We start from the raw sequence: 20,130 nt of genomic DNA, 5'->3' as shown, positions 1-20,130 counted from the left end.
GGTTGCGCCAGCGGTTCAACGGCTTATGTCGGCGCGATGGCGCGTACCACCTCTCGATCGAACGACTGGGGCTTTCCCCGCTGGCGGGGATATGGCTCCGGCCGCGAGGCGACGCAGGTGCGGCTGTGCGATCGCCATGGCTGCGAGGAGCCGGGTAATTGCCCGGCGCCCAAATCGCCCAACAACCCCGACCGCTGGTATTTCTGCGAAACCCATGCCGGCGAATACAATCGCGGCTGGAACTATTTCGAGGGGCTCAACGCCGAAGAAGCCGCGGCACGCGAGGCGTCCGAAAGCAGCACCGCGGCCGGCTATACGCAATCCAAGCATTACGCCTGGGGAGGCCCCGGTGACGGCACCCGCTCACGCGACGAACTGCGCGCGCTGGAGGCGCTGGGGCTGGAGAGCGATGCCGATTTCGATGCCGTCAAGGCGGCGTGGCGGCGGATGGCCAAGGAAAACCACCCCGACGTCCGCCCCGGCGACGCCGATGCCGCCGTCCGCTTCCAGGCAGTCCAGGCGGCCTATGAGATCCTGCGTACCGCCGAGGAGCAGCGTGAGTGGCGCCCACGCTGAAGCGGATCCGCAGCGACTGGCAGGGCGCGATCCTGGTGTGCGGCAAATGCAGCCGCAAGATCAATGGCGGCTTCGGCAAGAAGGGGCACAGCTCGCTCGCCAAGGTGCTGCGACAGCTGCTCGGCGGCGGCAAGGGCCGCAAGAGTACGCTCGGCGTGGTTGAGACCAAATGCCTCGGCCTCTGCCCCAAGCGCGCGGTGATCGTGATCGACAGCCGACGACCCACCGAGTGGCTGAGCATCCCCAAAGGCGCGGAGCTTGGCGAGGTCGCCGCCCGGTTGGAAAGCTAGCCCCTTAGCCGTGCCGCGCTGTCGCGGATCAGCGCGATCATGTTGGGGATGCCCTGGGTACGGTTGGAGCTGAGCTGCTTGCCGAGTTCGAACGGCGCGAGCTCGCCCGGGATGTCGGTGGCGGTAATCGCGGCGGCGGGCTGGTCCTGCACCGTCAGCAGCACCAACGCGATGATGCCCTTGGTGATCGCGGCGTTGGAATCGGCGAGGAAGTGGAGCGTGCCGTTGTCGCGGGCGGTGGGATAGACCCAGACCGAGGCGGAACAGCCGCGGACCAGCGTTGCCTCGGTCTTGAGCGCATCGGGCATCGGCTCCAACGCGCGGCCGAGATCGATCAGCAGGCGATAGCGATCATCCGGATCGAGGAAATCATATTCGTCGCGGACGTCGGCCAGGGTCGGCATCGCGCTGGGCGTGGGGCTGGACATGGCCGCGCGGTACAGGGGCGCGGCGCGGGTTGGAAGCCTTTCCGCGCCGGCGCCGTCCCGCCCCCGTTCACAGATCGACGCCGGCGGCGATCGCTTCCAGCTTCTTGATGCGCTCCTTGAGATCGGCGATCTCGATCCGCGAGCCGGCCGAGGGGCCGGGGGCGGCGGTCTCATGCTCCTGATCGAGCTGCTGGTGCTTGAGCGCCAGCCAGCCGCGCCAGCCCGACAGGCTGGCGGTGACGATCATGCCGAGACCGGCGAGCGCCGACAGCGACAAGGTGAGATAGGTCGTGGGATCGGTCATGGTCCGCCTCCTTTCAGCGGTCGCGCAGCCGCTCGATCTGGCGATCCAGATCGGCGCTGCCATGGTTGTCGGTGATCACGCGCTCCAGCACCTGGACACGCTCCTTGAGATGGCGGACCTCGTCCTGCAGCCGCAGCGTGTCGATGGTGTCGGTCGCGGGTCGCGTGCTCGCCTGATGGTGGTATCGGTCTCGCAGCAGCTTGGCGATCGTCACCACCACGACGATGCCGAAGACCAGTTCAAGGGGATTCATTGCCTCTACACTCCGTGACGCGGGGAGTTGTTCAGTTGAGCGGCCGTTGATCGAGCCGGGCGATCTCGTCGGCAAGATCGGCGCCGCGGTCAGTCGCGATCCGTTCCAGCACCCGCACCCGCTGCTCCAGACGCTCGGTATGGGCGGCATATTGAGCCGCCTTTTCCGCCGCCTGCGCGTTGAGCGCGGAGGCCATCCGTTCCTTGTGATCGAGCCAGCGTTTGAACACCTCGCTGCCGATGCCCAGCACGACGGGCAATCCGACCACGACAACCGCGAGCATGAAGATGGTGAAGCCGTTCAACATGATCCGTTCCTCAATTTAGCGGCTGCGCAATTGTTCGATCTCGTGGCCCAGTCGGTGCGAGCGATCGGTGACGATGCTCTCCACCGTCGCGAGCCGATCCTGCAACCGATCGATCTGGCCGATCCGCTGGCTGTTCTCGGCATCGAGCAGCTCGATGTTGCGGCGGGCGTCGAGATCCGGGGCGGCGATCGCCTGGCGGACCTTGCGGCGGCCGTACCATTGGATGGCGAGCGTGATCGCCGCGCCGACGAACATGCAGAAGACATGATCCGGTCCCATCACGGGGCTCCTTCCTAGCGGTCGCGGAGGGCTTCGATCTCGCGAGCGGTGCGCTCGGCGGGATCGGTGGCGATGCGCTCGAGGACGGCGATGCGCTCTTCGAGGCGGCCGACCTGGCCGGTCAGCTTGTCGTTCTCGTTGGTGAGCAGCATGATCTTGCGCTCGGCCTCGAGATCGTCGCCGCCGCTGCTGTGACCCCACCGGCCCAGCCGGCGCATCCGGCGTGCGCTGCGGCCCTCGTCCTCGATCGGGTAGCCATGCTTGGCCTTCACCCAGGTGGTGAAGGCGTGCCGCGCCGAAATCGCGCCGACCACGCCCACCGGAACCATCCAACCCATGTCCATGTCTATTCTCCCCTTGTCGCCGCTCGCGAGCCGTTGAGGCTCAGCGCAGGGCGTCGATTTCGTTGGCCAGCTGGCTGTTGCGGCTGGTGTAGTGCGTCTCGATGTCGGCGAGCCGGCGATCGATGTCGCGGAACTTGCTGCGCACCTCGGCGGTGGAGCGCTTGGTGTTGACCCGCACGCCCTGCCAGAACTTCTGGTCGGCGGCGTCCTGGTAGAGGCCGATCGGCTTCTTGGGCGCGAGCCAGGCGGCGGCGAGATAGGCGAGGAACACCCAGCCGCTGGTCGCCAGCGTCAGGATCACCATGCACACGCGGACCAAGGTGGTATCGACCCCGGTATAATCCGCGATCCCGGCGCAGACGCCGGCCCATTTCGCGTCCTGCTTGTCGAGATAGAATTTGGTGCGGCTGGCGGACATCTCAGTTCCTCCGATCGATCTGGTAGGTGGACTGGGGGGCATCGAGATGCGGCTTCCAGTCCGGGTTGTCGGCGGCGACGATCCGCTCGACGGTGTTGACCCGCTCCTCGAGACGGCGGGCGAGATTGTACATCTCGTCGAGCAGCCGCTCGTCTTCGTCGGTGATCTTGGGCGATTGCTTCCACTTGGTGACGTAATGGAAGATCAACCAGGGCAGGCCGATCAAGGCCAGGAAGATGGCGAGAACGCCTTCGAAGTCCATCTCAGCCCTCCCGGTTCGCGTTGCCGTTGAGCCGCGCCTTCAGCGCTGCGAGCTCGGCATCGACCTTGTCGCTGGCGCGCAGCTCGGCGATCTCTTCCTCGAGCGTCTTGGGCAGCGCGCCCAGACCCATCGCCTCGGCGCGACCCTCGGCATCGTCCACCCGGCGCTCGAGGACATCGAAGCGGCTGAATGCCTCGTGCGTCTTGGGGCCGGCGTACATCTCGCGCAGGCGATAGCGGTTGTTGGCGCTCTCCAGCCGGGTCTGGACGTTCGACTGCTTGGTACGGGCCTCGCTCAGTTTCTTCTGGAGCTTGGCGATATCCTCTTCGGCGGCACGCAGCGCGTCGTCGAGCACGCCGACTTCGGCCTTCAGCTGATCGGCCATGTCGGCCGCCTTCTGCTTCTCGACCAGTGCCGCCTTGGCAAGGTCCTCGCGGTTCTTGCTCAGCGCCAGCTCGGCCTTTTCGGTCCAATTGTCCTGAAGCTGATCGAGCTTGGCGATGTGGCGGCGCATCTCCTTCTGGTCGGCGATGGTGCGCGCGGCGGAGGCGCGAACCTCGACCAGCGTTTCCTCCATCTCGAGGATGATCATGCGGATCATCTTGGCGGGGTCTTCCGCCTTCTCGAGCAGATCGGCGAAATTGGCGGCGACGATGTCGCGGGTGCGGGAGAAAATACCCATCGGTGGTGATGCTCCTGAGTTAAATCCCGGGGCGGGCGAGGGATAAGGACCCGCCCCGGTATGGCCGATTACGCCTGGAGGCGCAGGGCCATGGCGGGGGTCGCCTTGGTGCCGGCGGTGGCCGGACCCACCGCCCCGGCGACACAGGTGGCGCTGAAGACGAGGGTGCAGGCAATGGCGGCGACGGTGCGACCGAGATCGGACTTGAACATTGTTTCCTCCTGAAGTTCTGAACCTTGTCACCGCCGTGAAGCGGTATGCCAGAAGCTTTGCAGCCTTCGTGCCAGTTTTCAAAAACGCCGCTTTACAGGGGGTTGCGTGAAAGTTGCCGCTGGCGATGCGGTCTGGCCTTGCAGACGATTGGGAATTCACGCCAAACATTGGTGATGGAGCGCACATCGCAGGTCATCGGGCAGTCCGGCGCGTTTCTCGACGCCCTCGAACAGGCATCACGGGCGGCCGCGCTCGACCGCCCGGTGCTGGTGATCGGCGAGCGCGGCACCGGCAAGGAACTGGTCGCCGAGCGGCTGCACCGGTTGAGCCCGCGCTGGGACCAGCCGCTGGTGATCATGAACTGCGCGGCGCTGCCCGAGAGCCTGATCGAGGCCGAACTGTTCGGCCATGAGGCCGGCGCGTTCACCGGCGCCACCAAGGCGCGGGCCGGGCGGTTCGAGGAAGCCGATGGCGGCACCTTGTTCCTCGACGAACTCGGCACATTGTCGATGGCGGCGCAGGACCGATTGCTGCGCGCGGTGGAATATGGCGAGATCACGCGGATCGGCTCGTCGCGACCGCTGCGGGTGGACGTGCGGATCGTCGCGGCGACCAACGAGCATCTGCCCGACAAGGTCGATCGGCACGAGTTTCGCGCCGATCTGCTCGACCGGCTGAGCTTCGAGGTGGTGACGTTGCCGCCGCTGCGGGCGCGGGCCGGCGACATCGTGGTGCTCGCCGACCATTTCGGGCGACGGATGGCGTCGGAGATCGGCTGGGATCGCTGGCCGGGGTTCGGCCCGGCGGCGCTCGATGCACTGACCACCCATCGCTGGCCGGGCAATGTGCGCGAGCTGCGCAACGCGGTGGAACGCGCGGTGTATCGCTGGACCAGCGACGGGCCGGTGGACGCGCTGCAGATCGATCCGTTCGCCTCGCCTTACCGGCCGCAGGGCAGCGGTGCGCCCGCACCCTTGGCGGCAGCCGTGCCGACGCCGAGCGCTGCGCCGTCCTTGCCGGAGGACGATGTGGTCGCCGCCTGCGAGGCCGGCCCGTCCGACTTCAAGTCGCGGGTGGCACGGTTCGAGCGCGAATTGCTGGCGCGCAGCCTCGCCGAGCATCGCTTCAACCAGCGCAGCACCGCCGAGGCGCTCGGACTCAGCTACGACCAGCTGCGCCACGCGCTGCGACGCCACGACCTGATCAAGGCCGGCGACGGCTAGAGACGGTTGCGTAACGATCGATCGGGGACCATTTGCGGCCCGCACGCGTTTCGCTGCCGAACCATCAATGGAGGATTCCATGGCTTTCGACCTGCCGCCCCTGCCGTATGACTATGACGCGCTGGAGCCCGTGATCTCCAAGGAGACCATGACCTTCCACCACGACAAGCACCACGCCGCCTATACCGCCAAGCTCAACGAGGGCGTCGAGAAGGACCCGGCGCTCGCCGGCAAGACGATCGAGGAGATCCTCGCCACCATCTCCACCCAGCCGCCGCTGGTCCGCAACAATGGCGGCGGGTTCTGGAACCACGACTTTTTCTGGAAGATCATGGGCCCCAAGGGTTCGACTCAGCCGTCGGGCGCGCTCAAGGACGCGATCGACGCCTATGGCGGTCTCGACAAGCTCAAGGAAGACTTCAACACCAAGGGCGCGGGCCAGTTCGGCTCGGGCTGGGCATGGGTGATCAAGGATTCGTCGGGCGCGCTCAAGGTGACCTCGACGCCGAACCAGGACAATCCGCTGATGGACGACGTTGCCGACAAGGGCACGCCGATCCTGGGTAACGACGTGTGGGAGCACGCTTATTACCTGACCTACAAGAACGACCGGCCGGGTTATCTCAAGGCATGGTGGGACATCGTCAACTGGGACGAGGCAGGCAAGCGCTTCGACGCGTGAGGCGCGCGGTCATGCCCGACGGGGCATGACCCGAATTCGTCACCCCCGTCTGCGCCGGGGTGACGAACAGGTAGCCGGTGGCGTGACCGTCTGGATCATTCCACCGGCACCACCGGCTCGTCGCCGGTGTTGAGCCCGTGACGCAGCAGCATCGGCACGTTGGCGAGCGCGAACAGGAGGGTGAGCGGGATCGCGCCCCACAGCTTGAACCCGACCCAGAAATCCCAGTTGGTCGATCGCCAGACGCCCTCGTTGAGCGCGGCCATGGCGAGGAAGAACAGCGCCCAGTTGCGGGTGAGCTTGCGCCAGCCCTCGGCGGTGAGCCCCGGATAGGCGGCGCCGAGCAGGCCCTGGAGCAGCGGCCGGCCGGTGAGCAGGCCGAAGCCGAGCACCGCGGCGAACATCGCATAGACGAAGGTCGGCTTCATCTGGATGAACTTGGGATCGTGGAAATAGACGGTGAGACCGCCGAACACGACCACAAACGCGCCCGAGATCCACAGCATCGGCGATACCCGGCCGAGCTTCACCCGCGACACGATCATCGCGACCACGGTCGCCAGCATGAACGCCGCGGTGGCGACGATGATGCGCGCGATCACCAGCGCGCCGGCGCGGTCGAGCTCGGAGAGGAAGCTGGTCGATGCCGCCACCAGCCGCATGGTCGCGGCGGCGGGGGCGAGGAAGTTGACCGCGAAGAACACCAGCAGTGGGCCATATTCCAGCGCCATGCGCAGGCCGGGCGCGGCATCGTGCGCCGGGGCGGCGACGGCGGCGGAGCGGGGCGAGCTGGTCACTTGGCGATTCCCTGGTCGACGCCGGCGATGATGCGGCTGACTTCGGCGGGGTCGAACGGGCGAAGGTCGGTCATTCCCTCGCCGACGCCGATGGCGTGGATCGGCAGGCCGTATTTCTCCGCCGCCGCGACCAGCACGCCGCCGCGGGCAGTGCCGTCGAGCTTGGTCATGACCAAGCCGGTGACGCCGGCGACCTCCTTGAACACCTCGATCTGCGACAGCGCATTCTGGCCGGTGGTGGCATCGAGCACCAGCACCACGTCATGCGGGCTCGCCGGGTTGATCCGGCCGAGCACGCGGCGGATCTTGGCGAGCTCGTCCATCAGTTCGCGCTTGTTCTGGAGGCGACCGGCGGTGTCGACGATGAGCACGTCGATGCCGGTCTCGGTCGCCTTCTTGACCGCGTCCCAGACCACGCCGGCGGCATCGCCGCCCTCGGGCCCGGTGACGATCGGCACGCCGACCCGGTCTGCCCAGGTCCGCAGCTGGCCGATCGCGGCGGCGCGGAAGGTATCGCCGGCGGCGAGCATCACGCCGTAATCCTGCTCCATCAGCAGATGGGCGAGCTTGGCGATGGTGGTGGTCTTGCCCGAGCCGTTGACGCCGATGACGAGGATTACCTGGGGGCGCGGGAAGGCGGTCACCTCGAGCGGCGTGGCGACGCGTGCGAGTGCCTTCTCGACCTCCTCGGCGACGACCAGGCGGATGCCGAGTTCCTCCATGTTGCGCTCGAACGTGCCCTCCGCGAGCCGGGTGCGGATGCGGCCGGCGGTATCGGGGCCGAGATCGGAGGCGATCAGCGCTTCCTCGATATCGTCGAGGGTTTCCGCATCCAGCCGCGCGCCGCCGAGCCCGGCGAGATTGCCGACCAGCTTATCGGAGGTCTTGCGGAAGCCGCCGAGCAGCTTCTCGTGCCAGGAGGGAGTGGTGCTCATGCTGCAGTGCCTATCAAATGGGTATCGGTGGCGCCGGTGATCACGACGCGGGTGGCGTCGCCGGGCTGCTGGGGGACGGTGAGATGGACGTCGGCGAAATTGCCGGCGTGGCCGCGGGCGCCGGGGCGTTCGACCAGCACCGACTGGTCGGTGCCGACCAGCGTCCGCAGCCAGGCGGCCTTGTGCCGCGCCGCGGCGGTGCGGAGGCGCTCGGCTCGGTCGCGGGCGATAACCGGATCGACCTGGGGCATCCGCGCCGCGGGGGTGCCGGCGCGCGGCGAAAAGGGAAAGATATGGGCGTGGACGATGTCGGCATCGTCGATCAGCGCGAGGGTGTCGGCGAACATCGCCTCATCCTCGGTGGGAAAGCCGGCGATGAGATCGGCGCCGATCGCCAGCGCGGGCCGCCGCGCCTTCAGCCGCGCGACGGTGGCGACCGCCTGGGCGCGGCTGTGACGCCGCTTCATCCGCTTGAGGATAAGATCGTTGCCGGCCTGGAAGGAGAGGTGGAGGTGGGGCATGATCCGTGGCTCGCCGGTGATCAGATCGACCAGGGGATCGTCGATCTCGATCGAATCGAGCGACGACAGCCGCAGCCGCGCCAGGCGCGGCACGTGGCGCAGGATCCGTTCGACGAGCAGCCCGAGCGTCGGCGCGCCGGGGAGATCATGGCCATAGCTGGTGAGATCCACGCCGGTGAGCACGATCTCGCCGTGACCGGCGTCGACCAGTTGCGCGATCCGCTCGACCACGCCGCCCGCGGGCACCGATCGGCTCGGCCCGCGGCCAAAGGGAATGGCGCAGAAGGTGCAGCGATGGTCGCAGCCGTTCTGCACCTCGACAAAGGCGCGAGCATGGGCGGAAAAGCTGGCGGCGAGATGCGGTGCCGTCTCGCGGACCTGCATGATGTCGCTGACGATCACCGCCTCGTCAGCCTCGAAGGCGCGGGCGCTGAGCTTGTCGGCATTGCCGATCACGCGGTCGACCTCGGGCATGGCGCTGAAGCTCGCCGGGTCGATCTGCGCGGCGCAGCCGGTGACGACCAGTTGCGCGCCGGGTCGCGCCCGGCGCGCGCGGCGGATGGCGGCGCGGGTCTGCTTGACCGCGGCATTGGTAACCGCGCACGAATTGACCACCACCATGTCGCGGCCCGCGATCAGCGTCCGGATCGTCTCGCTCTCGGCGATGTTGAGGCGGCAGCCGAGGGAAATCACCTCTGGCGCGGGAGCGTTCATGCGCGCGATCTAGTCAAGCTGGGCGCCCAAGTCCATGCAGGCACGCCATGCGCCGCCGCTAGCGGCAGGCGCGCCAGCCCATGCTGCCGCGGCGCGCCTGGTCGAGGTGGAGGTGATCGTGGTGCGCGGCATTGTAGTCGGGCGAGAGGGTGGTCGCGAACAGCCGGCAGGCGCCGTCACGGACATCGTGCAGGAAAGCCGCCTTGGCGCCGCCGCCCGCCCAGTCGCGCGCCACGGTGATGCGGGTGCCATCCGACAGGCGGAAGCCGGCGATGTCCACCGCGTTGGCGCTGGCGTGTTCGCTCCAACTGCCGGTGTCGCGGCCGTAGATCCGGCGGCACGCATAGCTGCCGAAATGATCGATCGCGACAACGCGGGCACCGAAGCGCGCCTGTGCTGCCGGCTGGATCACCTCCCACTCCCACACCGCCAGCGACGCGGCGACTCCGCATGAAGTGCCAAGCGCCGGCGGTCGCCAGCCGATCTGGCGGGCGCCGCCGGCGGTCAGGCGGACGGCATCGTCATAGCCGCAGCGGTCGCCCTCGTAGCGCGGGGGCAGGCGGGTGAAGCCGATCCCCGCGCCGGTCAGCAGCGCCCGGCACAGGGGGGTGTCGCGGCCGAGCCGGTTGAGCTTGGCGCCGGTGGCAAAGCCGATCGGCTGGCCGAGATCGAGCGGCGTCCAGGGCAGGTCCTGCGGACGGCCCCTGGCGATCCCCCACAGCAGCAGGCCGAGCGCGGCGATCAGCACCACCGCGAGCATCCTGCCGACCGCGCGCCGCGCCCGGGCCGGCCAGGATGAGCGGGTCACCCGCGGTCCGTTGCCGACAACGGCTCGGAGGTAACAGGATAGCCGACCCCTTCCGGGATGCACAGGTGCGGCACGCCGCGGCGCTGCTCGACATAAGGCGTGATCGTCACCGGCGGGTAGCGCCGGGCGTCAGCCAGTGCGTCGGCGAAGCTCGCCAGGCCGGCCAGCCGCTCGAGCACGCGGCGGGTCGGAAAGATGATCGTTGCCGCGCCTGCCGCCGCGTCGGCGAGCAGCTGCGCTGCGCCCGCCCAGAGCAGTCGGACATTTTCGGTATGGTCGACGCTCGCGTGCTCGGCGTCGGTGGCTCGGGCAAGGAAGAAGCGGGTGTCGAAGATCCGCGTGTGGCGATGGGCCGGTACCCAGCGGGTGAAGGCGTGCAGCTGGTCCAGCGCGAGCCGGAGGCCCGTCCCGTCGAGCGCGACCGCCAGGCTGTCGCCGGCATGGAGTCGGCGCCGTAGCAAGGCGATCTGCGAGGGCGAGGGTGGTGGCTCGAGGCCGATCGCGATGCCGGCCTCCTCGATCGTCTCGCGGATGGCGGCGACCCGGGCCGCGCCATCGTCACCGGCGTCGAGCAGCGCCGCCAGCGCCTCGTCGCCCGGATCGATCCGGCCACCCGGGAAGACCAGGGCGCCGCCGGCAAAGGCCATCGTTCTGGCCCGCTCGACCATCAGCAGATCAGGCGGCTGGCCGATCCGGTCACGAATGACGATCAGCGTGGCGGCGGGAATGGCAACAGGAGGCGACGACATGGTCCGCCTCTAACGCGTCAGCCCGTGATCGGGCGTCGGCAGCGGCAATAATCAGGCCGCGCGCTGGAGAACCTTGGCATCGCCGGCATCGTTGGCCGGGCGAGCGGCAGTCACGGCTGACGTGGCGGACTGCGTCTTCAGCTTCCGATACTCGAAATACAGGGCGATCAAGCTGAACATGCGAACCTCTGGAGCAACTTGCTGCAATGCAGCACTGGCACGATATGAGAGGAGGCTGCAGTTGTGGCAAATGCAATCTGAGAGGTGCCGAGTGCATCCAGTGCATTCAGGCGCACGGTTGGCTTAGTGACGATGCGACGGCAACGGGCGTGGTGGAGCTGAGGGGAATCGAACCCCTGACCTCTGCAGTGCGATTGCAGCGCTCTCCCATCTGAGCTACAGCCCCGCGCCCGGCACCCGGCATGGCCGGGAGCGCCGCCATTAGCCGGCCTTTTCGGGTGATGCAACACGGCGCCGGTGCACCCTCGTGGAAATTCCTCGATCGATGCTGCGGCGGCCCGACACGAGCTTGCGGCAGTCACCCGTTTCGCGCCCGAAACGGCAGGAACGAACCGGTTTCTCGATCTTTGTTAAGCCTGGACGCACGATGGCGCTGCAACGACGCCGCCGGCGGCCGCAGGATGATATTCGAGGAGACGATCATGGGCTATGAACGCTATCCCGGTAACCCGCAGGGTAACGGACGCTCCGATCCCGGCGACTTTGGCCACGATTACGGGTCAGGTCGCGATTACAGCTATTCCAGCGCGCGCGATTACGAGGCGGCCGGCGAGATCGGCGGCCGGGATCGCGATCGCCAGGGCTATGGCAATCGCGACTATGGCAACCAGCGGTATGGCCAGCGCGACCAGTTCAACCGCCAGCGCGACCAGGGCAGCTACGGCGGGCGTCCGTCGGGGCAGGACCCACGCTACGGTCGGCCGGACCAGGATCAGTTCTCGCGCAGCCGCTATGGCGCTGATGCGCGCTCCAGCTCGTCCGACTATCACGGCAGCTATGGCTCCGATGGCCGGCGCTTCGAAGACGTCGGCGCGCGGCGCCATGCCGATGATGACGATTATCGCGGCCAGCAGCAGCAGCAGGGCCGCGGCGGCTATGGTCGTCAGCCGCAGGGCTATGACTATGAGGAACGCGGCTTCCTGGCGCGCGCCGGCGACGAGGTTCGCTCGTGGTTCGGCGACGATGATGCCGAGCGCCGTCGCGAGATGGATTCACGCTACGACGATCGCGGCTATGGCGCCGGCGAGCGTCACCAGCAGCATCGCGACGCCGACTATCACAATTGGCGCAGCAGCCAGATCGCGGCGCTCGATCGCGACTATGACGAATACCGCCAGCATCATCGTGCCAAGTTCGAGAATGAGTTCTCGACCTGGCGGACCTCGCGCCAGTCGCAGCGCGATGCGCTGAACAAGGTCGAGGAGCATATGGACGTGGTCGGCTCCGACGGCGGGCATGTCGGCACGGTCGACAAGGTGCGCGGCGATCGCATCCTGCTGACCAAGAACGACGTTGACGCCGGCGGCCGGCATCACTCCTTCCCGTCGAGCTGGATCTCCAGCGTCGAGGGCAAGGTGACGCTGAGCCAGACTGCGGCCGACGCCAAGAAGGCGTGGAAGGACGAGGAGCGCAACCAGGCGCTGTTCGGCGACGACAAGACCGACCAGCGGTTTGCCGGGCAGGACCGCAGCGCCGCTACCGGAACCAGCTCGGCAGCAAGCGCGAGCAGCGAGGCGTCGAGCGACAGCCGCAACCTCAACAAGAGCTTCCCGGGCACCTACTGACCGGCAGCGACGCGCGGCTCGACCGCCGATCACGAAGGGTCCGGGCTTGCTGCCCGGGCCCTTTTTGCGTCCGGCGCCGGTCAGGCCGGTCGTTCGCCCAGTCGCGGTGCCGGGGCGAGGGGGGCCAGCTCGGCGTCGGAAAAGCGGATCGGGGTGCGCAGCCCGGCCAGGCGCTCGCCGGGCAGGACCATGCCGCGCGCGACGACCTGGGGATCGGTCAATGCCTGTTCGACGGTGTTGATCGGCCCCGCCGGCACGCCTGCCACCTCGAGTCGCGTGAGCAGCTCGTCGCGGGCGACGCGGCGGGTAGCGGCGGTGATCGTGGCGGTGAGGCGGTCGCGATCGGCGACACGGCCGGCGTTGGTCGCCCAGCCATCCTCGGCGATCAGGCCGGTGACGGCGCAGAAGGCGCGGAACTGGGCGTCGTTGCCGACCGCGAGGATGAACCAGCCATCGGCGGTTTCGAACACGGCATAAGGGCAGATGTTGGGATGGGCGTTGCCGAGCCGCGCCGGGCTGACGCCGCTCGCGAAGTAATTGGCGGCCTGGTTGGCGAGCACCCCGGTCATGGTATCAAGCAGCGCCAGATCGAGATGCTGGCCGCGACCGGTGCGCGTGCGCATCGCCAGCGCCGCCTGGATTGCGATCACCGCATAGAGGCCGGTGGTGATGTCCGCCATCGCCACGCCGATCTTCTGCGGCGCGCCATCCGGTTCGCCGGTGAGGTCCATCATCCCGCCCATGCCCTGGATGATGAAGTCATAGCCGGCGCGGGCCGCATAGGGTCCGGTCTGGCCGAAGCCGGTGATCGAGCAATAGACCAGCCGCGGGTTGAGCGCGGCGAGGCTGGGATAATCGAGCCCGTATTTGGCAAGGCCGCCGACCTTGAAATTCTCGATCAGCACGTCGGCCTCGGCGGCCAGCGCGCGGATCTGCGCCTGGCCCTCGGCGGTGGTGAAATCCACCACCAGCGAGGCCTTGCCGCGGTTGCAGGCGTGGAAATAGGCGGCGTCGCGGCTGCCATCGGGATTGTCGACGAACGGCGGGCCCCAGGTCCGGGTATCGTCGCCGGCGGGGCTTTCGACCTTGGTCACCTCGGCGCCGAGATCGGCGAGCACCTGCCCGGCCCAAGGACCGGCAAGGATGCGCGCGAGCTCGAGCACCTTGAGGCCGGCAAGCGGGGTGTTGGCGGTTGCGCTCATCGGCCAGCGCGCCGCATGATCGTGATCATGGCTGGGACAGGAGGAGTGGCACGATGAAGCGATGGTGGGCTGCCGGGCTGCTCGCTCTGGCGTGCGCGGGCGGGGCCCCGGCGCAGACCATCCTGACGCTCCGCACCACCAGCGATCCGGCGATCTGCTATCCGCTGGCGGTGGGGACGCTGTTCCAGCTGATGCTGCCGGCGAGCGCGGGGACGGGCTATAGCTGGCGCCTGCGCAGCGGCGCCGGGTTCGAGCAGGTCGGCGAGATGGCGACCGGCGCGGTGGCGGGCGGCGGCATGGTGGTCGGCGGGCCGCAGACGCAGGTGCTGCGGTTCAGGCCGACCAGGGCCGGGCGCGGGCGGCTGGTGGTCGGCTATGCCCGGGGCGACGGGCCGGCCATAAAGGAAGCCAGCTTCTGCCTGGCGGTGCGCGAGCCCTGAGCGCGTAACGCGCTCGCGCCGCGGCAGGCGCACGGCGGTGCGCAGGGCAGGGCGCGCGCCGTGCATCAGAAGGCGGCGATGCCGGTGATGGCGCGGCCGAGGATCAGCGCATGGACGTCGTGCGCGCCTTCATAGGTGTTGACCGTCTCGAGGTTCATCAGGTGGCGCATCACCTGATACTCGCCCGAGATGCCGTTGCCGCCGTGCATGTCGCGCGCCACCCGGGCGATGTCGAGCGCCTTGCCGACGTTGTTGCGCTTGACGATCGAGACCATCTCGGGCGCGAACTTGCCCTCGTCCATCAGCCGGCCGACGCGCAAGCTCGCCTGCAGCCCCAGCGCGATCTCGGTTTGCATGTCGGCGAGCTTCTTCTGGAAAAGCTGGGTGGCAGCCAGCGGGCGGCCGAACTGCTTGCGGTCGAGCCCGTAGGCGCGCGCGGCATGGAAGCAGAATTCGGCGGCGCCGAGCGCGCCCCAGCTGATGCCGTAGCGGGCGCGGTTGAGGCAGCCGAACGGGCCCTTCAGCCCCTCGACGTTGGGCAGCAGCGCATCGTCGGCGACCGCGACCTCGTCCATCATCACCATGCCGGTGATCGAGGCGCGCAGCGACAGCTTGTTGTCGATCTTGGGGGCGGCGAGGCCCTTCAGCCCCTTGTCGAGGATGAAGCCGCGGATCGCGCCGTCATGGGCGTCGGACTTGGCCCAGATCACGAACACGTCGGCGATCGGCGCGTTGCTGATCCAGGTCTTGGCGCCGGAGATGACATAGCCGTCGGCGGTCTTCTTCGCCCGGGTGGTCATGCCGCCGGGATCGGAACCGGCGTCAGGTTCGGTGAGGCCGAAGCAGCCGATCAGCTCGCCGCTGGCGAGGCCGGGCAGGTAGCGGCGGCGCTGCTCCTCCGAGCCATAGGCATGGATCGGGTACATCACGAGGCTGGACTGGACGCTCATCATCGAGCGGTAGCCGCTGTCGATCCGCTCGACCTCGCGGGCGACCAAGCCGTAGCTGACATAGCCGGCGCCGACCCCGCCATATTCCTCCGGGATGGTCGGGCCGAGCAGGCCTAGCGCGCCCATCTCGCGGAAGATCTCGGGGTCGGTATGTTCCTGGGCGAACGCGTCGATGATCCGCGGCGCGAGCTTGTCCTCGGCATAGGCCCGCGCGGTATCGCGGACCATGCGCTCGTCGTCGCTCAGTTGCTCGTCGAGCAGGAACGGGTCTGCCCAATTGAACTTGCCCATGCCGCTCATCGTCGTCTCTCCTTTTGAAAGCGCGGTACGGGGTGGCGGCTGGGGGTGCAAGGCTTGACGCTTGGTCCGTCATCCCGGGATCGCCCGGGATGACGGTGAGGCTTGTTCAGATCCCGAAGCGCAGCGTCACGCGGATGTCGCGGCCGGCGAGCGGGGCGAAGTCCTGAAGGAAGCTGGCGTGGCGGCGGGCCAGCACGTCGAAGATGTTATTGGCCGAGAGCAGCAGGCTGGTCTTGCTGTCCTTGCCCCAGGGCGACAGCGACACCGAGGCGTTGACCATCGTATAGGGATCCGACGGGGTTTCGAACGGGGCGATGCGGTTCTGCGGGAAGACGTGCTCGACCTCGATCCGGCCGGTGGTGAGATCGCCCTGCGCCTCGATGCCGCCGAGCACGCGCGCCGGGGGGATGCGCGGCACCGGGCTTTCGTCGACGATGTTGGCGCGAACCAGATCGCCGAGCAGATCGGCGTTGAGCGTGTAACCGCCGATCTTGGCGAGCCGCAGCGAGCCCTGCGCCTCGAAGCCGTAATAATGGGCGTCGACCTGCTGATATTGGAAGCAGGGCAGATCGACCTCGCGGCCGGACGGTGCTGCGGCGGCCTGGCAGATCGCCGGATCGACCTGGTTCTCCGAGATGTAGTTGGTGAACCAATTGTAATAGGCCGAGGCATCGAGGCTGTAGCCATCGCCATGGACGTGAAGCGTACCTTCCAGGCCCCAGCTCTTCTCGAGCTGGAAATCGGGGCTGCCGAGCTCATAGGCCTGGGTACCGGCGTGGCCGCCGTTGGCGAACAGCTCCTCCGCGGTCGGCGCGCGCTCGGTGCGCGAGGCGTTGATGCCGATGCGGATCCGGTCGGTTAGGCCGTATGACGCGCCGAGCGAGCCCGATACCGCATCGAAGCTGCGGCTGCCGTTGAAGAAGCGCAAATCGTCCGCCGGGGTCTGCGCGCGGACGTCGGAGACTTCATAGCGGACGCCGCCCTCGGCCTTGAACTTGCCGGCAGAGTACTGCTGCAGGGTGAAAAAGCCGGTCTGGTTGGTTTCGTTCTTGGGCAGGAAGGCCTCGTCGCCCTGAACGTTGAACTGGCGGTTGAAATATTGGACGCCGGACGCGCCCTGCCAGCCGCCGCGGTCCGCCTGGACCAGCTCGAGGCGGCCCTCGAGACCGTTGTTGTAGAACGCCGTACCGACCGAGCCATCCTCCTCGAGCTCGAAGTGGCGATAGCTCGCCTGACCGGCGCGGATGCGGATCTTGCTGATGAAGTCGCCGCCGGTGTTGACCTCGCCGCGCAGGTCGACGCGGTTCTGGACGACGTCGAGCCGCGGCGCCTCCTGCTCCTGGCCGACCTCGGTCGCGAAGCGGATCGGCACGCCGTACAGGCTGTCATAATGGCTGTAGGAGATGCCAAGGCTGCCGGTGTCGGTGATGATCGTCGCGCCAGCGCCCGCGGTCCAGGTCTCGGCGGCGGTGTTGGGCAAGCGATCGCGCAGTGCTGCCGAGGCCGCGAAATCGATCGGCTCATCGGTGTTCTGCGGCAGGCCGACCTGCGACAGCGCGGCAGCGCGCGCGGCGGGCGAGAGGATGTAGCCCTTGCCGGTGCGCAGATCGTCGGACTTCAGATAGGAGCCGTCGGCGTGGAGGACGAGATGCTCGCCAACCGCGACGTCGCCCGCCAGGCCGCCCGACCGCTCGTTGGCGGCCGAGCCGTAATTGGCGATGCCGTTCAGCCGGTAGCCGTTGGCGGGCACGGTGCGCGGGATGCGGGTGTCGATGACGTTGACCACGCCGCCGACCGCGGACGAGCCGAACAGTAGCGCCGACGGGCCGCGCAGCACCTCGACCCGCTCGGAGAGCAGCGGATCGATGATCACGGCGTGATCGACCGAGGTGTTTGACACGTCGATCGAGCCGATGCCGTCGGTGAGCACGCGGATGCGATCACCCTGGAAGCCGCGCAGGATCGGCCGCGACGCGCTCGGGCCGAACGAGGTGGCCGAGACGCCGGGCTGGCGGGCGAGGGTTTCGCCGATCGTCGGCCGCAGGTTGCGGGTGAGTTCTTCGCCGGTGATCACCGAGGTGCCCTGGAGCACGTCGGCCTCGCTGCGCTCGACCGCGGCGGTGACGATGATGTCGTGGCTCTGGTCCGTGGTGGCGGTGGACGCTGGCGTGGTCGACGTCGTCGTCTGGGCGGCGGCGGGGGCAGCGACCAGCGCGACGCTGGACAGCAGGGCGAATCGGAACATCGTTACTCCGTGATATTGTGCAGGTGCGAGCACAGCCTAGCGTCCATGTTACGTTATATCAAAATGAATATGGCGTCATGTTCCAGCGGTTCGCCGCATCAAAGCTTCGTCCTGACGTCGAGCAGCTCGGGGAAGAAGCGTTGCTCGACCACGCGCGCGAGGTAGGGGACGCCGGCGGTACCACCGGTGCCGGTCTTGAAGCCGATCACCCGCTCCACCGTCTTGAGGTGGCCGAAGCGCCAGAGCTGGAAGTGATATTCGAGATCAACCAGCTTCTCCGCGAGTTCGTAGAGGTCCCAGTAACGATCGGTGTCGCTGTAGATGGCCGCCCAGCAAGCCTCCACCTGTGCTGATGTGGGACGAAGGTCACGAAAGTCACACCTGGCGACGCTGTCGGGCACCGGCAGCCCGCGGCGGCCGAGCAGCAGCAAGGCCTCGTCGTACAGGCTGGGGCGGTTCAGCTCGTCCTCGAGCCGGGCGCGTACCTCGGGCTCGTCGAACAGCGCGATCATCGCCGCGTTCCGGTTGCCCATGATGAATTCGAGCTGTCGATATTGATCGGACTGGAAGCCGGACGAACTGCCGAGGCTGCCGCGCATCGCTGCATAATCGGCGGGCGTCATGGTTGCGAGCACCTCCCACGACTGGATCAGCTGCGCCTGAATGCGGCTCACCCGCGCCATCATCTTGAGCGCGGGCGGCAGATCGTCGGCGGCGATGCGGCGCCGGGCCTCGCCGAGTTCGTGGAGGCACAGCTTCATCCACAATTCGGAAGCCTGGTGGATCGTCACGAACAGCAGTTCGTCGTGCACGCCACTGAGCGGAGTCTGGACGGCGAGCAGTTCGGGAAGGCGGAGATAGCTGCGATAGGTGACCATGACGCCCAGCATAGCGGCTTTACCGTCGTCGCGCGCGAGTCGCGGCTCAGGCCTCAGCAATGAGCAGGAACGAGATCGTCCGGTGCCCGGTGAGGCCATCGGCCGGGGCGACGCTGCATTCCGCGACCAGCTGACCCGGCAGCGTCCATTCCTGCTCGGGCAAGCCTGCGAGCCAGGCGTCGAGCGCAGCCCCGGGTTCTGTGGATAGCTGCAATTGATGGGTGGCGCCGGTAAAGGTGGCGCTCGCCCAGGGCTGCTCCGCCTGGTCAACGACGGTGACCACGCACGCGGCGTCGCGCGCGCTGTGGCAGAGCGCGCGGGCGAGCCGCGTCGCGGTGGTGAGGCGGGGAAAGCCGCGGCTCATTGCGAGCTCTGCTCGATGAACGCCTCGATCCGCGCGACCAGCCGCTGGCCGACGTGGCGGCCGCGCTGGAGATCCCCCACCAGCCGCGGGTCGTTGACGGCAAGCCTGCCGAACCTGGTCGGCGGCATCCGCGTCGCGCGCAGATAGCGGTCGATCTTGGGCAGTACGGACATGTGGACACCCTCCGAGTCTCGAATCATGTTCCTGGTCTGTTCTGCATTTTCCAACTTGTCTAGGAAATTTCCTACGGTAGGGTCGGTGGGTGACGAGCAGGGATCCACGCGCGGTGCTGGTCGCCGCCGCCGCGGCGCGTGGCGACAGCCTTGCTGCGCTGTCGGCGATGCTCGGGCGCAATGCCGCTTATCTGCAGCAGTTTGTAAGCCGTGGTACGCCGAAGCGACTGGCCGAGGACGACCGCCGTCGACTGGCCGATTATTTCGGGATCGACGAAGTAGCGTTGGGGGGCGTGGCGGCGCCACGTGCGTGGCGGGTGCCACGACTCGATGTCAGCGCGTCAGCAGGCCCAGGATCGCTGGTCGACGACGATCTGGTGCTGGGTGCCGAGGCGATCGACCCGTCGCTCGCGGAGCGGCTTGGCTTGCGCGAGGGGCAGGCGGGGATCGTGCGGGTACGCGGCGACTCGATGGAACCGGGGCTGATGGATGGCGATCTCATCCTCGTCGATCTCGCGCGGCGAACGGCGAGCGCGCGCGGCGAGATCTTCGTGATCCGGATCGACGGCGCGGTGATGGTGAAGCGGGTGGCGCGGCTTGGCACGCGGCTGGTGGCGACGAGCGACAATCCGGCGGCGCCCCCGGTCGGGCGCGGGCGGGTGGAGCTGATCGGCCGGGTGGTGTGGCTGATGCGGGCGCCGCAATAGCCGGCATCGTTATCGTGCCAGCCCAACGCGGCGGGCGCCTAGCGCCGGCGGTCCACCAGCCAGACAGCGATCGCGGCGAGGATGCCGGCGGCGATGCCGATCAGGAAGCCGATCGTCACTTGGCCGCGCGAAAGGCCGACGCCGGCGCCCACGAGAGCACCAAGCGCGATGAGCACGCCGCCGGCGGCTGCGGGTGGGGAAGTTGCCATCGCGCGACCCTGCCATGGCATTTGCGTGGACGCCAGCGCTGGGGCGCGCCGTGCCGGGCCGAATGGTGGCCG

At 68.0% G+C, this 20,130-nt stretch carries 30 protein-coding genes and 1 tRNA gene; 7 read left to right on the top strand and 24 right to left on the bottom strand.

What is annotated here, in order from left to right; translation table 11 throughout:
* Positions 1-36 precede the first annotated feature (36 nt).
* Both OXR60_RS11340 and OXR60_RS11335 read left to right on the top strand, forming a co-directional pair.
* Positions 37-576 carry a J domain-containing protein gene (locus OXR60_RS11340; protein ID WP_267396008.1) on the top strand — a complete coding sequence of 180 codons (540 nt, stop codon included), beginning with the start codon at positions 37-39 and terminating at the stop codon, positions 574-576.
* Entirely contained in the window at positions 561-866 is a 306-nt protein-coding gene (locus tag OXR60_RS11335; protein WP_267396006.1) for a (2Fe-2S) ferredoxin domain-containing protein, read from the top strand. The genes OXR60_RS11340 and OXR60_RS11335 overlap by 16 nt, the downstream gene beginning before the upstream one ends.
* On the opposite strand, the gene OXR60_RS11330 is transcribed toward OXR60_RS11335, so the two are convergent.
* From OXR60_RS11330 to OXR60_RS11285, 10 genes are all read right to left on the bottom strand, one after another.
* Complete coding sequence (locus tag OXR60_RS11330) at positions 863-1,270, bottom strand: SufE family protein (protein WP_267396053.1); 408 nt, start codon at positions 1,268-1,270, stop codon at positions 863-865. The genes OXR60_RS11335 and OXR60_RS11330 overlap by 4 nt on opposite strands.
* Before the next feature lie 91 nt (positions 1,271-1,361).
* A complete protein-coding gene (locus OXR60_RS11325) occupies positions 1,362-1,598 on the bottom strand; it encodes a hypothetical protein (RefSeq protein WP_267396005.1) in 237 nt (78 codons plus the stop codon).
* 13 nt (positions 1,599-1,611) lie between these two features.
* Entirely contained in the window at positions 1,612-1,851 is a 240-nt protein-coding gene (locus OXR60_RS11320; RefSeq protein ID WP_267396004.1) for a hypothetical protein, read from the bottom strand.
* A 31-nt stretch (positions 1,852-1,882) separates the two neighbouring features.
* Entirely contained in the window at positions 1,883-2,158 is a 276-nt protein-coding gene (locus tag OXR60_RS11315; protein WP_267396003.1) for a hypothetical protein, read from the bottom strand.
* Positions 2,159-2,173: 15 nt separating this feature from the next.
* The gene (locus OXR60_RS11310; protein ID WP_267396002.1) at positions 2,174-2,437 is read right to left on the bottom strand and encodes a hypothetical protein; all 264 of its coding nucleotides are present in this window, start codon (positions 2,435-2,437) and stop codon (positions 2,174-2,176) included.
* A 14-nt stretch (positions 2,438-2,451) separates the two neighbouring features.
* A complete protein-coding gene (locus tag OXR60_RS11305; RefSeq protein ID WP_267396052.1) occupies positions 2,452-2,775 on the bottom strand; it encodes a hypothetical protein in 324 nt (107 codons plus the stop codon).
* Between the two features lie 46 nt (positions 2,776-2,821).
* Complete coding sequence (gene pspC / locus OXR60_RS11300; RefSeq protein ID WP_267396001.1) at positions 2,822-3,199, bottom strand: envelope stress response membrane protein PspC; 378 nt, start codon at positions 3,197-3,199, stop codon at positions 2,822-2,824.
* A 1-nt stretch (position 3,200) separates the two neighbouring features.
* Positions 3,201-3,461, bottom strand: coding sequence for an envelope stress response membrane protein PspB (pspB, locus tag OXR60_RS11295; RefSeq protein WP_267396000.1), 261 nt, complete (start codon positions 3,459-3,461; stop codon positions 3,201-3,203).
* Position 3,462: 1 nt separating this feature from the next.
* Positions 3,463-4,143 (bottom strand): phage shock protein PspA, encoded by a 681-nt coding sequence (gene pspA / locus OXR60_RS11290; RefSeq protein ID WP_267395999.1) that lies wholly within the window; start codon positions 4,141-4,143, stop codon positions 3,463-3,465.
* A gap of 68 nt (positions 4,144-4,211) precedes the next feature.
* Positions 4,212-4,355 (bottom strand): hypothetical protein, encoded by a 144-nt coding sequence (locus OXR60_RS11285; protein ID WP_267395998.1) that lies wholly within the window; start codon positions 4,353-4,355, stop codon positions 4,212-4,214.
* Positions 4,356-4,529: 174 nt separating this feature from the next.
* Here OXR60_RS11285 and pspF point away from each other — a divergent pair, with 174 nt between their 5' ends.
* On the top strand, positions 4,530-5,579 hold the full coding sequence (pspF, locus tag OXR60_RS11280; RefSeq protein WP_267395997.1) for a phage shock protein operon transcriptional activator: 1,050 nt from the start codon (positions 4,530-4,532) through the stop codon (positions 5,577-5,579).
* Between the two features lie 79 nt (positions 5,580-5,658).
* Positions 5,659-6,261 carry a superoxide dismutase gene (locus OXR60_RS11275; RefSeq protein WP_267395996.1) on the top strand — a complete coding sequence of 201 codons (603 nt, stop codon included), beginning with the start codon at positions 5,659-5,661 and terminating at the stop codon, positions 6,259-6,261.
* Positions 6,262-6,356: 95 nt separating this feature from the next.
* Here OXR60_RS11275 and OXR60_RS11270 read toward each other — a convergent pair whose 3' ends face one another.
* The 7 genes from OXR60_RS11270 to OXR60_RS11240 form a co-directional block, all read right to left on the bottom strand.
* Positions 6,357-6,998: an inner membrane-spanning protein YciB gene (locus OXR60_RS11270; protein WP_267396051.1), complete on the bottom strand. Its 642-nt coding sequence runs from the start codon at positions 6,996-6,998 to the stop codon at positions 6,357-6,359.
* A 56-nt stretch (positions 6,999-7,054) separates the two neighbouring features.
* Positions 7,055-7,993 carry a signal recognition particle-docking protein FtsY gene (ftsY, locus tag OXR60_RS11265; RefSeq protein ID WP_267395995.1) on the bottom strand — a complete coding sequence of 313 codons (939 nt, stop codon included), beginning with the start codon at positions 7,991-7,993 and terminating at the stop codon, positions 7,055-7,057.
* The gene (gene mtaB, locus OXR60_RS11260) at positions 7,990-9,228 is read right to left on the bottom strand and encodes a tRNA (N(6)-L-threonylcarbamoyladenosine(37)-C(2))-methylthiotransferase MtaB (protein WP_267395994.1); all 1,239 of its coding nucleotides are present in this window, start codon (positions 9,226-9,228) and stop codon (positions 7,990-7,992) included. Before mtaB ends, ftsY begins: the two co-directional genes overlap by 4 nt.
* A gap of 58 nt (positions 9,229-9,286) precedes the next feature.
* Positions 9,287-9,988, bottom strand: a complete 702-nt coding sequence (locus OXR60_RS11255; RefSeq protein WP_267396050.1) for an extensin family protein — start codon at positions 9,986-9,988, stop codon at positions 9,287-9,289.
* 44 nt (positions 9,989-10,032) lie between these two features.
* Complete coding sequence (locus OXR60_RS11250; RefSeq protein ID WP_267395993.1) at positions 10,033-10,785, bottom strand: NUDIX domain-containing protein; 753 nt, start codon at positions 10,783-10,785, stop codon at positions 10,033-10,035.
* Between the two features lie 51 nt (positions 10,786-10,836).
* On the bottom strand, positions 10,837-10,965 hold the full coding sequence (locus OXR60_RS11245; protein WP_267395992.1) for a hypothetical protein: 129 nt from the start codon (positions 10,963-10,965) through the stop codon (positions 10,837-10,839).
* 150 nt (positions 10,966-11,115) lie between these two features.
* Positions 11,116-11,191: transfer RNA gene (locus OXR60_RS11240), tRNA-Ala, on the bottom strand.
* A 256-nt stretch (positions 11,192-11,447) separates the two neighbouring features.
* Here OXR60_RS11240 and OXR60_RS11235 point away from each other — a divergent pair.
* On the top strand, positions 11,448-12,590 hold the full coding sequence (locus tag OXR60_RS11235; RefSeq protein WP_267395991.1) for a DUF2171 domain-containing protein: 1,143 nt from the start codon (positions 11,448-11,450) through the stop codon (positions 12,588-12,590).
* Positions 12,591-12,670: 80 nt separating this feature from the next.
* Here the strand turns inward: OXR60_RS11235 and OXR60_RS11230 are convergent, their stop codons facing one another.
* Positions 12,671-13,792 carry a CaiB/BaiF CoA-transferase family protein gene (locus OXR60_RS11230; RefSeq protein ID WP_267395990.1) on the bottom strand — a complete coding sequence of 374 codons (1,122 nt, stop codon included), beginning with the start codon at positions 13,790-13,792 and terminating at the stop codon, positions 12,671-12,673.
* A 53-nt stretch (positions 13,793-13,845) separates the two neighbouring features.
* Here OXR60_RS11230 and OXR60_RS11225 point away from each other — a divergent pair, with 53 nt between their 5' ends.
* The gene (locus tag OXR60_RS11225; RefSeq protein ID WP_267395989.1) at positions 13,846-14,232 is read left to right on the top strand and encodes a protease inhibitor I42 family protein; all 387 of its coding nucleotides are present in this window, start codon (positions 13,846-13,848) and stop codon (positions 14,230-14,232) included.
* Positions 14,233-14,297: 65 nt separating this feature from the next.
* Here OXR60_RS11225 and OXR60_RS11220 read toward each other — a convergent pair whose 3' ends face one another.
* The 5 genes from OXR60_RS11220 to OXR60_RS11200 form a co-directional block, all read right to left on the bottom strand.
* Positions 14,298-15,482, bottom strand: a complete 1,185-nt coding sequence (locus OXR60_RS11220; protein ID WP_267395988.1) for an acyl-CoA dehydrogenase — start codon at positions 15,480-15,482, stop codon at positions 14,298-14,300.
* 106 nt (positions 15,483-15,588) lie between these two features.
* Positions 15,589-17,727, bottom strand: a complete 2,139-nt coding sequence (locus OXR60_RS11215; RefSeq protein WP_267395987.1) for a TonB-dependent receptor — start codon at positions 17,725-17,727, stop codon at positions 15,589-15,591.
* Positions 17,728-17,825: 98 nt separating this feature from the next.
* A complete protein-coding gene (locus OXR60_RS11210) occupies positions 17,826-18,617 on the bottom strand; it encodes a tryptophan 2,3-dioxygenase family protein (protein WP_267395986.1) in 792 nt (263 codons plus the stop codon).
* Positions 18,618-18,651: 34 nt separating this feature from the next.
* Positions 18,652-18,969 (bottom strand): hypothetical protein, encoded by a 318-nt coding sequence (locus OXR60_RS11205; RefSeq protein ID WP_267395985.1) that lies wholly within the window; start codon positions 18,967-18,969, stop codon positions 18,652-18,654.
* Positions 18,966-19,142 (bottom strand): hypothetical protein, encoded by a 177-nt coding sequence (locus tag OXR60_RS11200; protein WP_267395984.1) that lies wholly within the window; start codon positions 19,140-19,142, stop codon positions 18,966-18,968. The genes OXR60_RS11205 and OXR60_RS11200 overlap by 4 nt, the downstream gene beginning before the upstream one ends.
* Before the next feature lie 89 nt (positions 19,143-19,231).
* Between OXR60_RS11200 and OXR60_RS11195 the strand changes: the two genes are divergently transcribed.
* On the top strand, positions 19,232-19,849 hold the full coding sequence (locus tag OXR60_RS11195) for a S24 family peptidase (protein WP_267395983.1): 618 nt from the start codon (positions 19,232-19,234) through the stop codon (positions 19,847-19,849).
* A 38-nt stretch (positions 19,850-19,887) separates the two neighbouring features.
* Here OXR60_RS11195 and OXR60_RS11190 read toward each other — a convergent pair whose 3' ends face one another.
* Positions 19,888-20,058 (bottom strand): hypothetical protein, encoded by a 171-nt coding sequence (locus OXR60_RS11190; protein WP_267395982.1) that lies wholly within the window; start codon positions 20,056-20,058, stop codon positions 19,888-19,890.
* Positions 20,059-20,130: the final 72 nt, after the last annotated feature.

This window comes from Sphingomonas sp. GC_Shp_5 (assembly GCF_026540855.1).
Lineage (GTDB): Bacteria > Pseudomonadota > Alphaproteobacteria > Sphingomonadales > Sphingomonadaceae > Sphingomonas.
The sequence above is the reverse complement of the archived record's forward strand: the minus strand, read 5'-3'. Positions and strand labels throughout refer to the sequence as shown.

Bases quoted from the DNA above. Each gene is read 5' to 3' on its own strand.
- OXR60_RS11340 (WP_267396008.1), top strand. From the start codon at position 37: ATGGCGCGTACCACCTCTCGATCGAACGACTGGGGCTTTCCCCGCTGG.
- OXR60_RS11330 (WP_267396053.1), bottom strand. From the start codon at position 1,270: ATGCCGACCCTGGCCGACGTCCGCGACGAATATGATTTCCTCGATCCG.
- OXR60_RS11325 (WP_267396005.1), bottom strand. From the start codon at position 1,598: ATGACCGATCCCACGACCTATCTCACCTTGTCGCTGTCGGCGCTCGCC.
- OXR60_RS11320 (WP_267396004.1), bottom strand. From the start codon at position 1,851: ATGAATCCCCTTGAACTGGTCTTCGGCATCGTCGTGGTGGTGACGATC.
- OXR60_RS11315 (WP_267396003.1), bottom strand. From the start codon at position 2,158: ATGTTGAACGGCTTCACCATCTTCATGCTCGCGGTTGTCGTGGTCGGA.
- OXR60_RS11310 (WP_267396002.1), bottom strand. From the start codon at position 2,437: ATGGGACCGGATCATGTCTTCTGCATGTTCGTCGGCGCGGCGATCACG.
- OXR60_RS11305 (WP_267396052.1), bottom strand. From the start codon at position 2,775: ATGGGTTGGATGGTTCCGGTGGGCGTGGTCGGCGCGATTTCGGCGCGG.
- pspC (WP_267396001.1), bottom strand. From the start codon at position 3,199: ATGTCCGCCAGCCGCACCAAATTCTATCTCGACAAGCAGGACGCGAAA.
- pspB (WP_267396000.1), bottom strand. From the start codon at position 3,461: ATGGACTTCGAAGGCGTTCTCGCCATCTTCCTGGCCTTGATCGGCCTG.
- pspA (WP_267395999.1), bottom strand. From the start codon at position 4,143: ATGGGTATTTTCTCCCGCACCCGCGACATCGTCGCCGCCAATTTCGCC.
- OXR60_RS11285 (WP_267395998.1), bottom strand. From the start codon at position 4,355: ATGTTCAAGTCCGATCTCGGTCGCACCGTCGCCGCCATTGCCTGCACC.
- pspF (WP_267395997.1), top strand. From the start codon at position 4,530: ATGGAGCGCACATCGCAGGTCATCGGGCAGTCCGGCGCGTTTCTCGAC.
- OXR60_RS11275 (WP_267395996.1), top strand. From the start codon at position 5,659: ATGGCTTTCGACCTGCCGCCCCTGCCGTATGACTATGACGCGCTGGAG.
- ftsY (WP_267395995.1), bottom strand. From the start codon at position 7,993: ATGAGCACCACTCCCTCCTGGCACGAGAAGCTGCTCGGCGGCTTCCGC.
- mtaB (WP_267395994.1), bottom strand. From the start codon at position 9,228: ATGAACGCTCCCGCGCCAGAGGTGATTTCCCTCGGCTGCCGCCTCAAC.
- OXR60_RS11255 (WP_267396050.1), bottom strand. From the start codon at position 9,988: ATGCTCGCGGTGGTGCTGATCGCCGCGCTCGGCCTGCTGCTGTGGGGG.
- OXR60_RS11250 (WP_267395993.1), bottom strand. From the start codon at position 10,785: ATGTCGTCGCCTCCTGTTGCCATTCCCGCCGCCACGCTGATCGTCATT.
- OXR60_RS11245 (WP_267395992.1), bottom strand. From the start codon at position 10,965: ATGTTCAGCTTGATCGCCCTGTATTTCGAGTATCGGAAGCTGAAGACG.
- OXR60_RS11235 (WP_267395991.1), top strand. From the start codon at position 11,448: ATGGGCTATGAACGCTATCCCGGTAACCCGCAGGGTAACGGACGCTCC.
- OXR60_RS11230 (WP_267395990.1), bottom strand. From the start codon at position 13,792: ATGAGCGCAACCGCCAACACCCCGCTTGCCGGCCTCAAGGTGCTCGAG.
- OXR60_RS11225 (WP_267395989.1), top strand. From the start codon at position 13,846: ATGAAGCGATGGTGGGCTGCCGGGCTGCTCGCTCTGGCGTGCGCGGGC.
- OXR60_RS11220 (WP_267395988.1), bottom strand. From the start codon at position 15,482: ATGAGCGGCATGGGCAAGTTCAATTGGGCAGACCCGTTCCTGCTCGAC.
- OXR60_RS11215 (WP_267395987.1), bottom strand. From the start codon at position 17,727: ATGTTCCGATTCGCCCTGCTGTCCAGCGTCGCGCTGGTCGCTGCCCCC.
- OXR60_RS11210 (WP_267395986.1), bottom strand. From the start codon at position 18,617: ATGCTGGGCGTCATGGTCACCTATCGCAGCTATCTCCGCCTTCCCGAA.
- OXR60_RS11205 (WP_267395985.1), bottom strand. From the start codon at position 18,969: ATGAGCCGCGGCTTTCCCCGCCTCACCACCGCGACGCGGCTCGCCCGC.
- OXR60_RS11200 (WP_267395984.1), bottom strand. From the start codon at position 19,142: ATGTCCGTACTGCCCAAGATCGACCGCTATCTGCGCGCGACGCGGATG.
- OXR60_RS11190 (WP_267395982.1), bottom strand. From the start codon at position 20,058: ATGGCAACTTCCCCACCCGCAGCCGCCGGCGGCGTGCTCATCGCGCTT.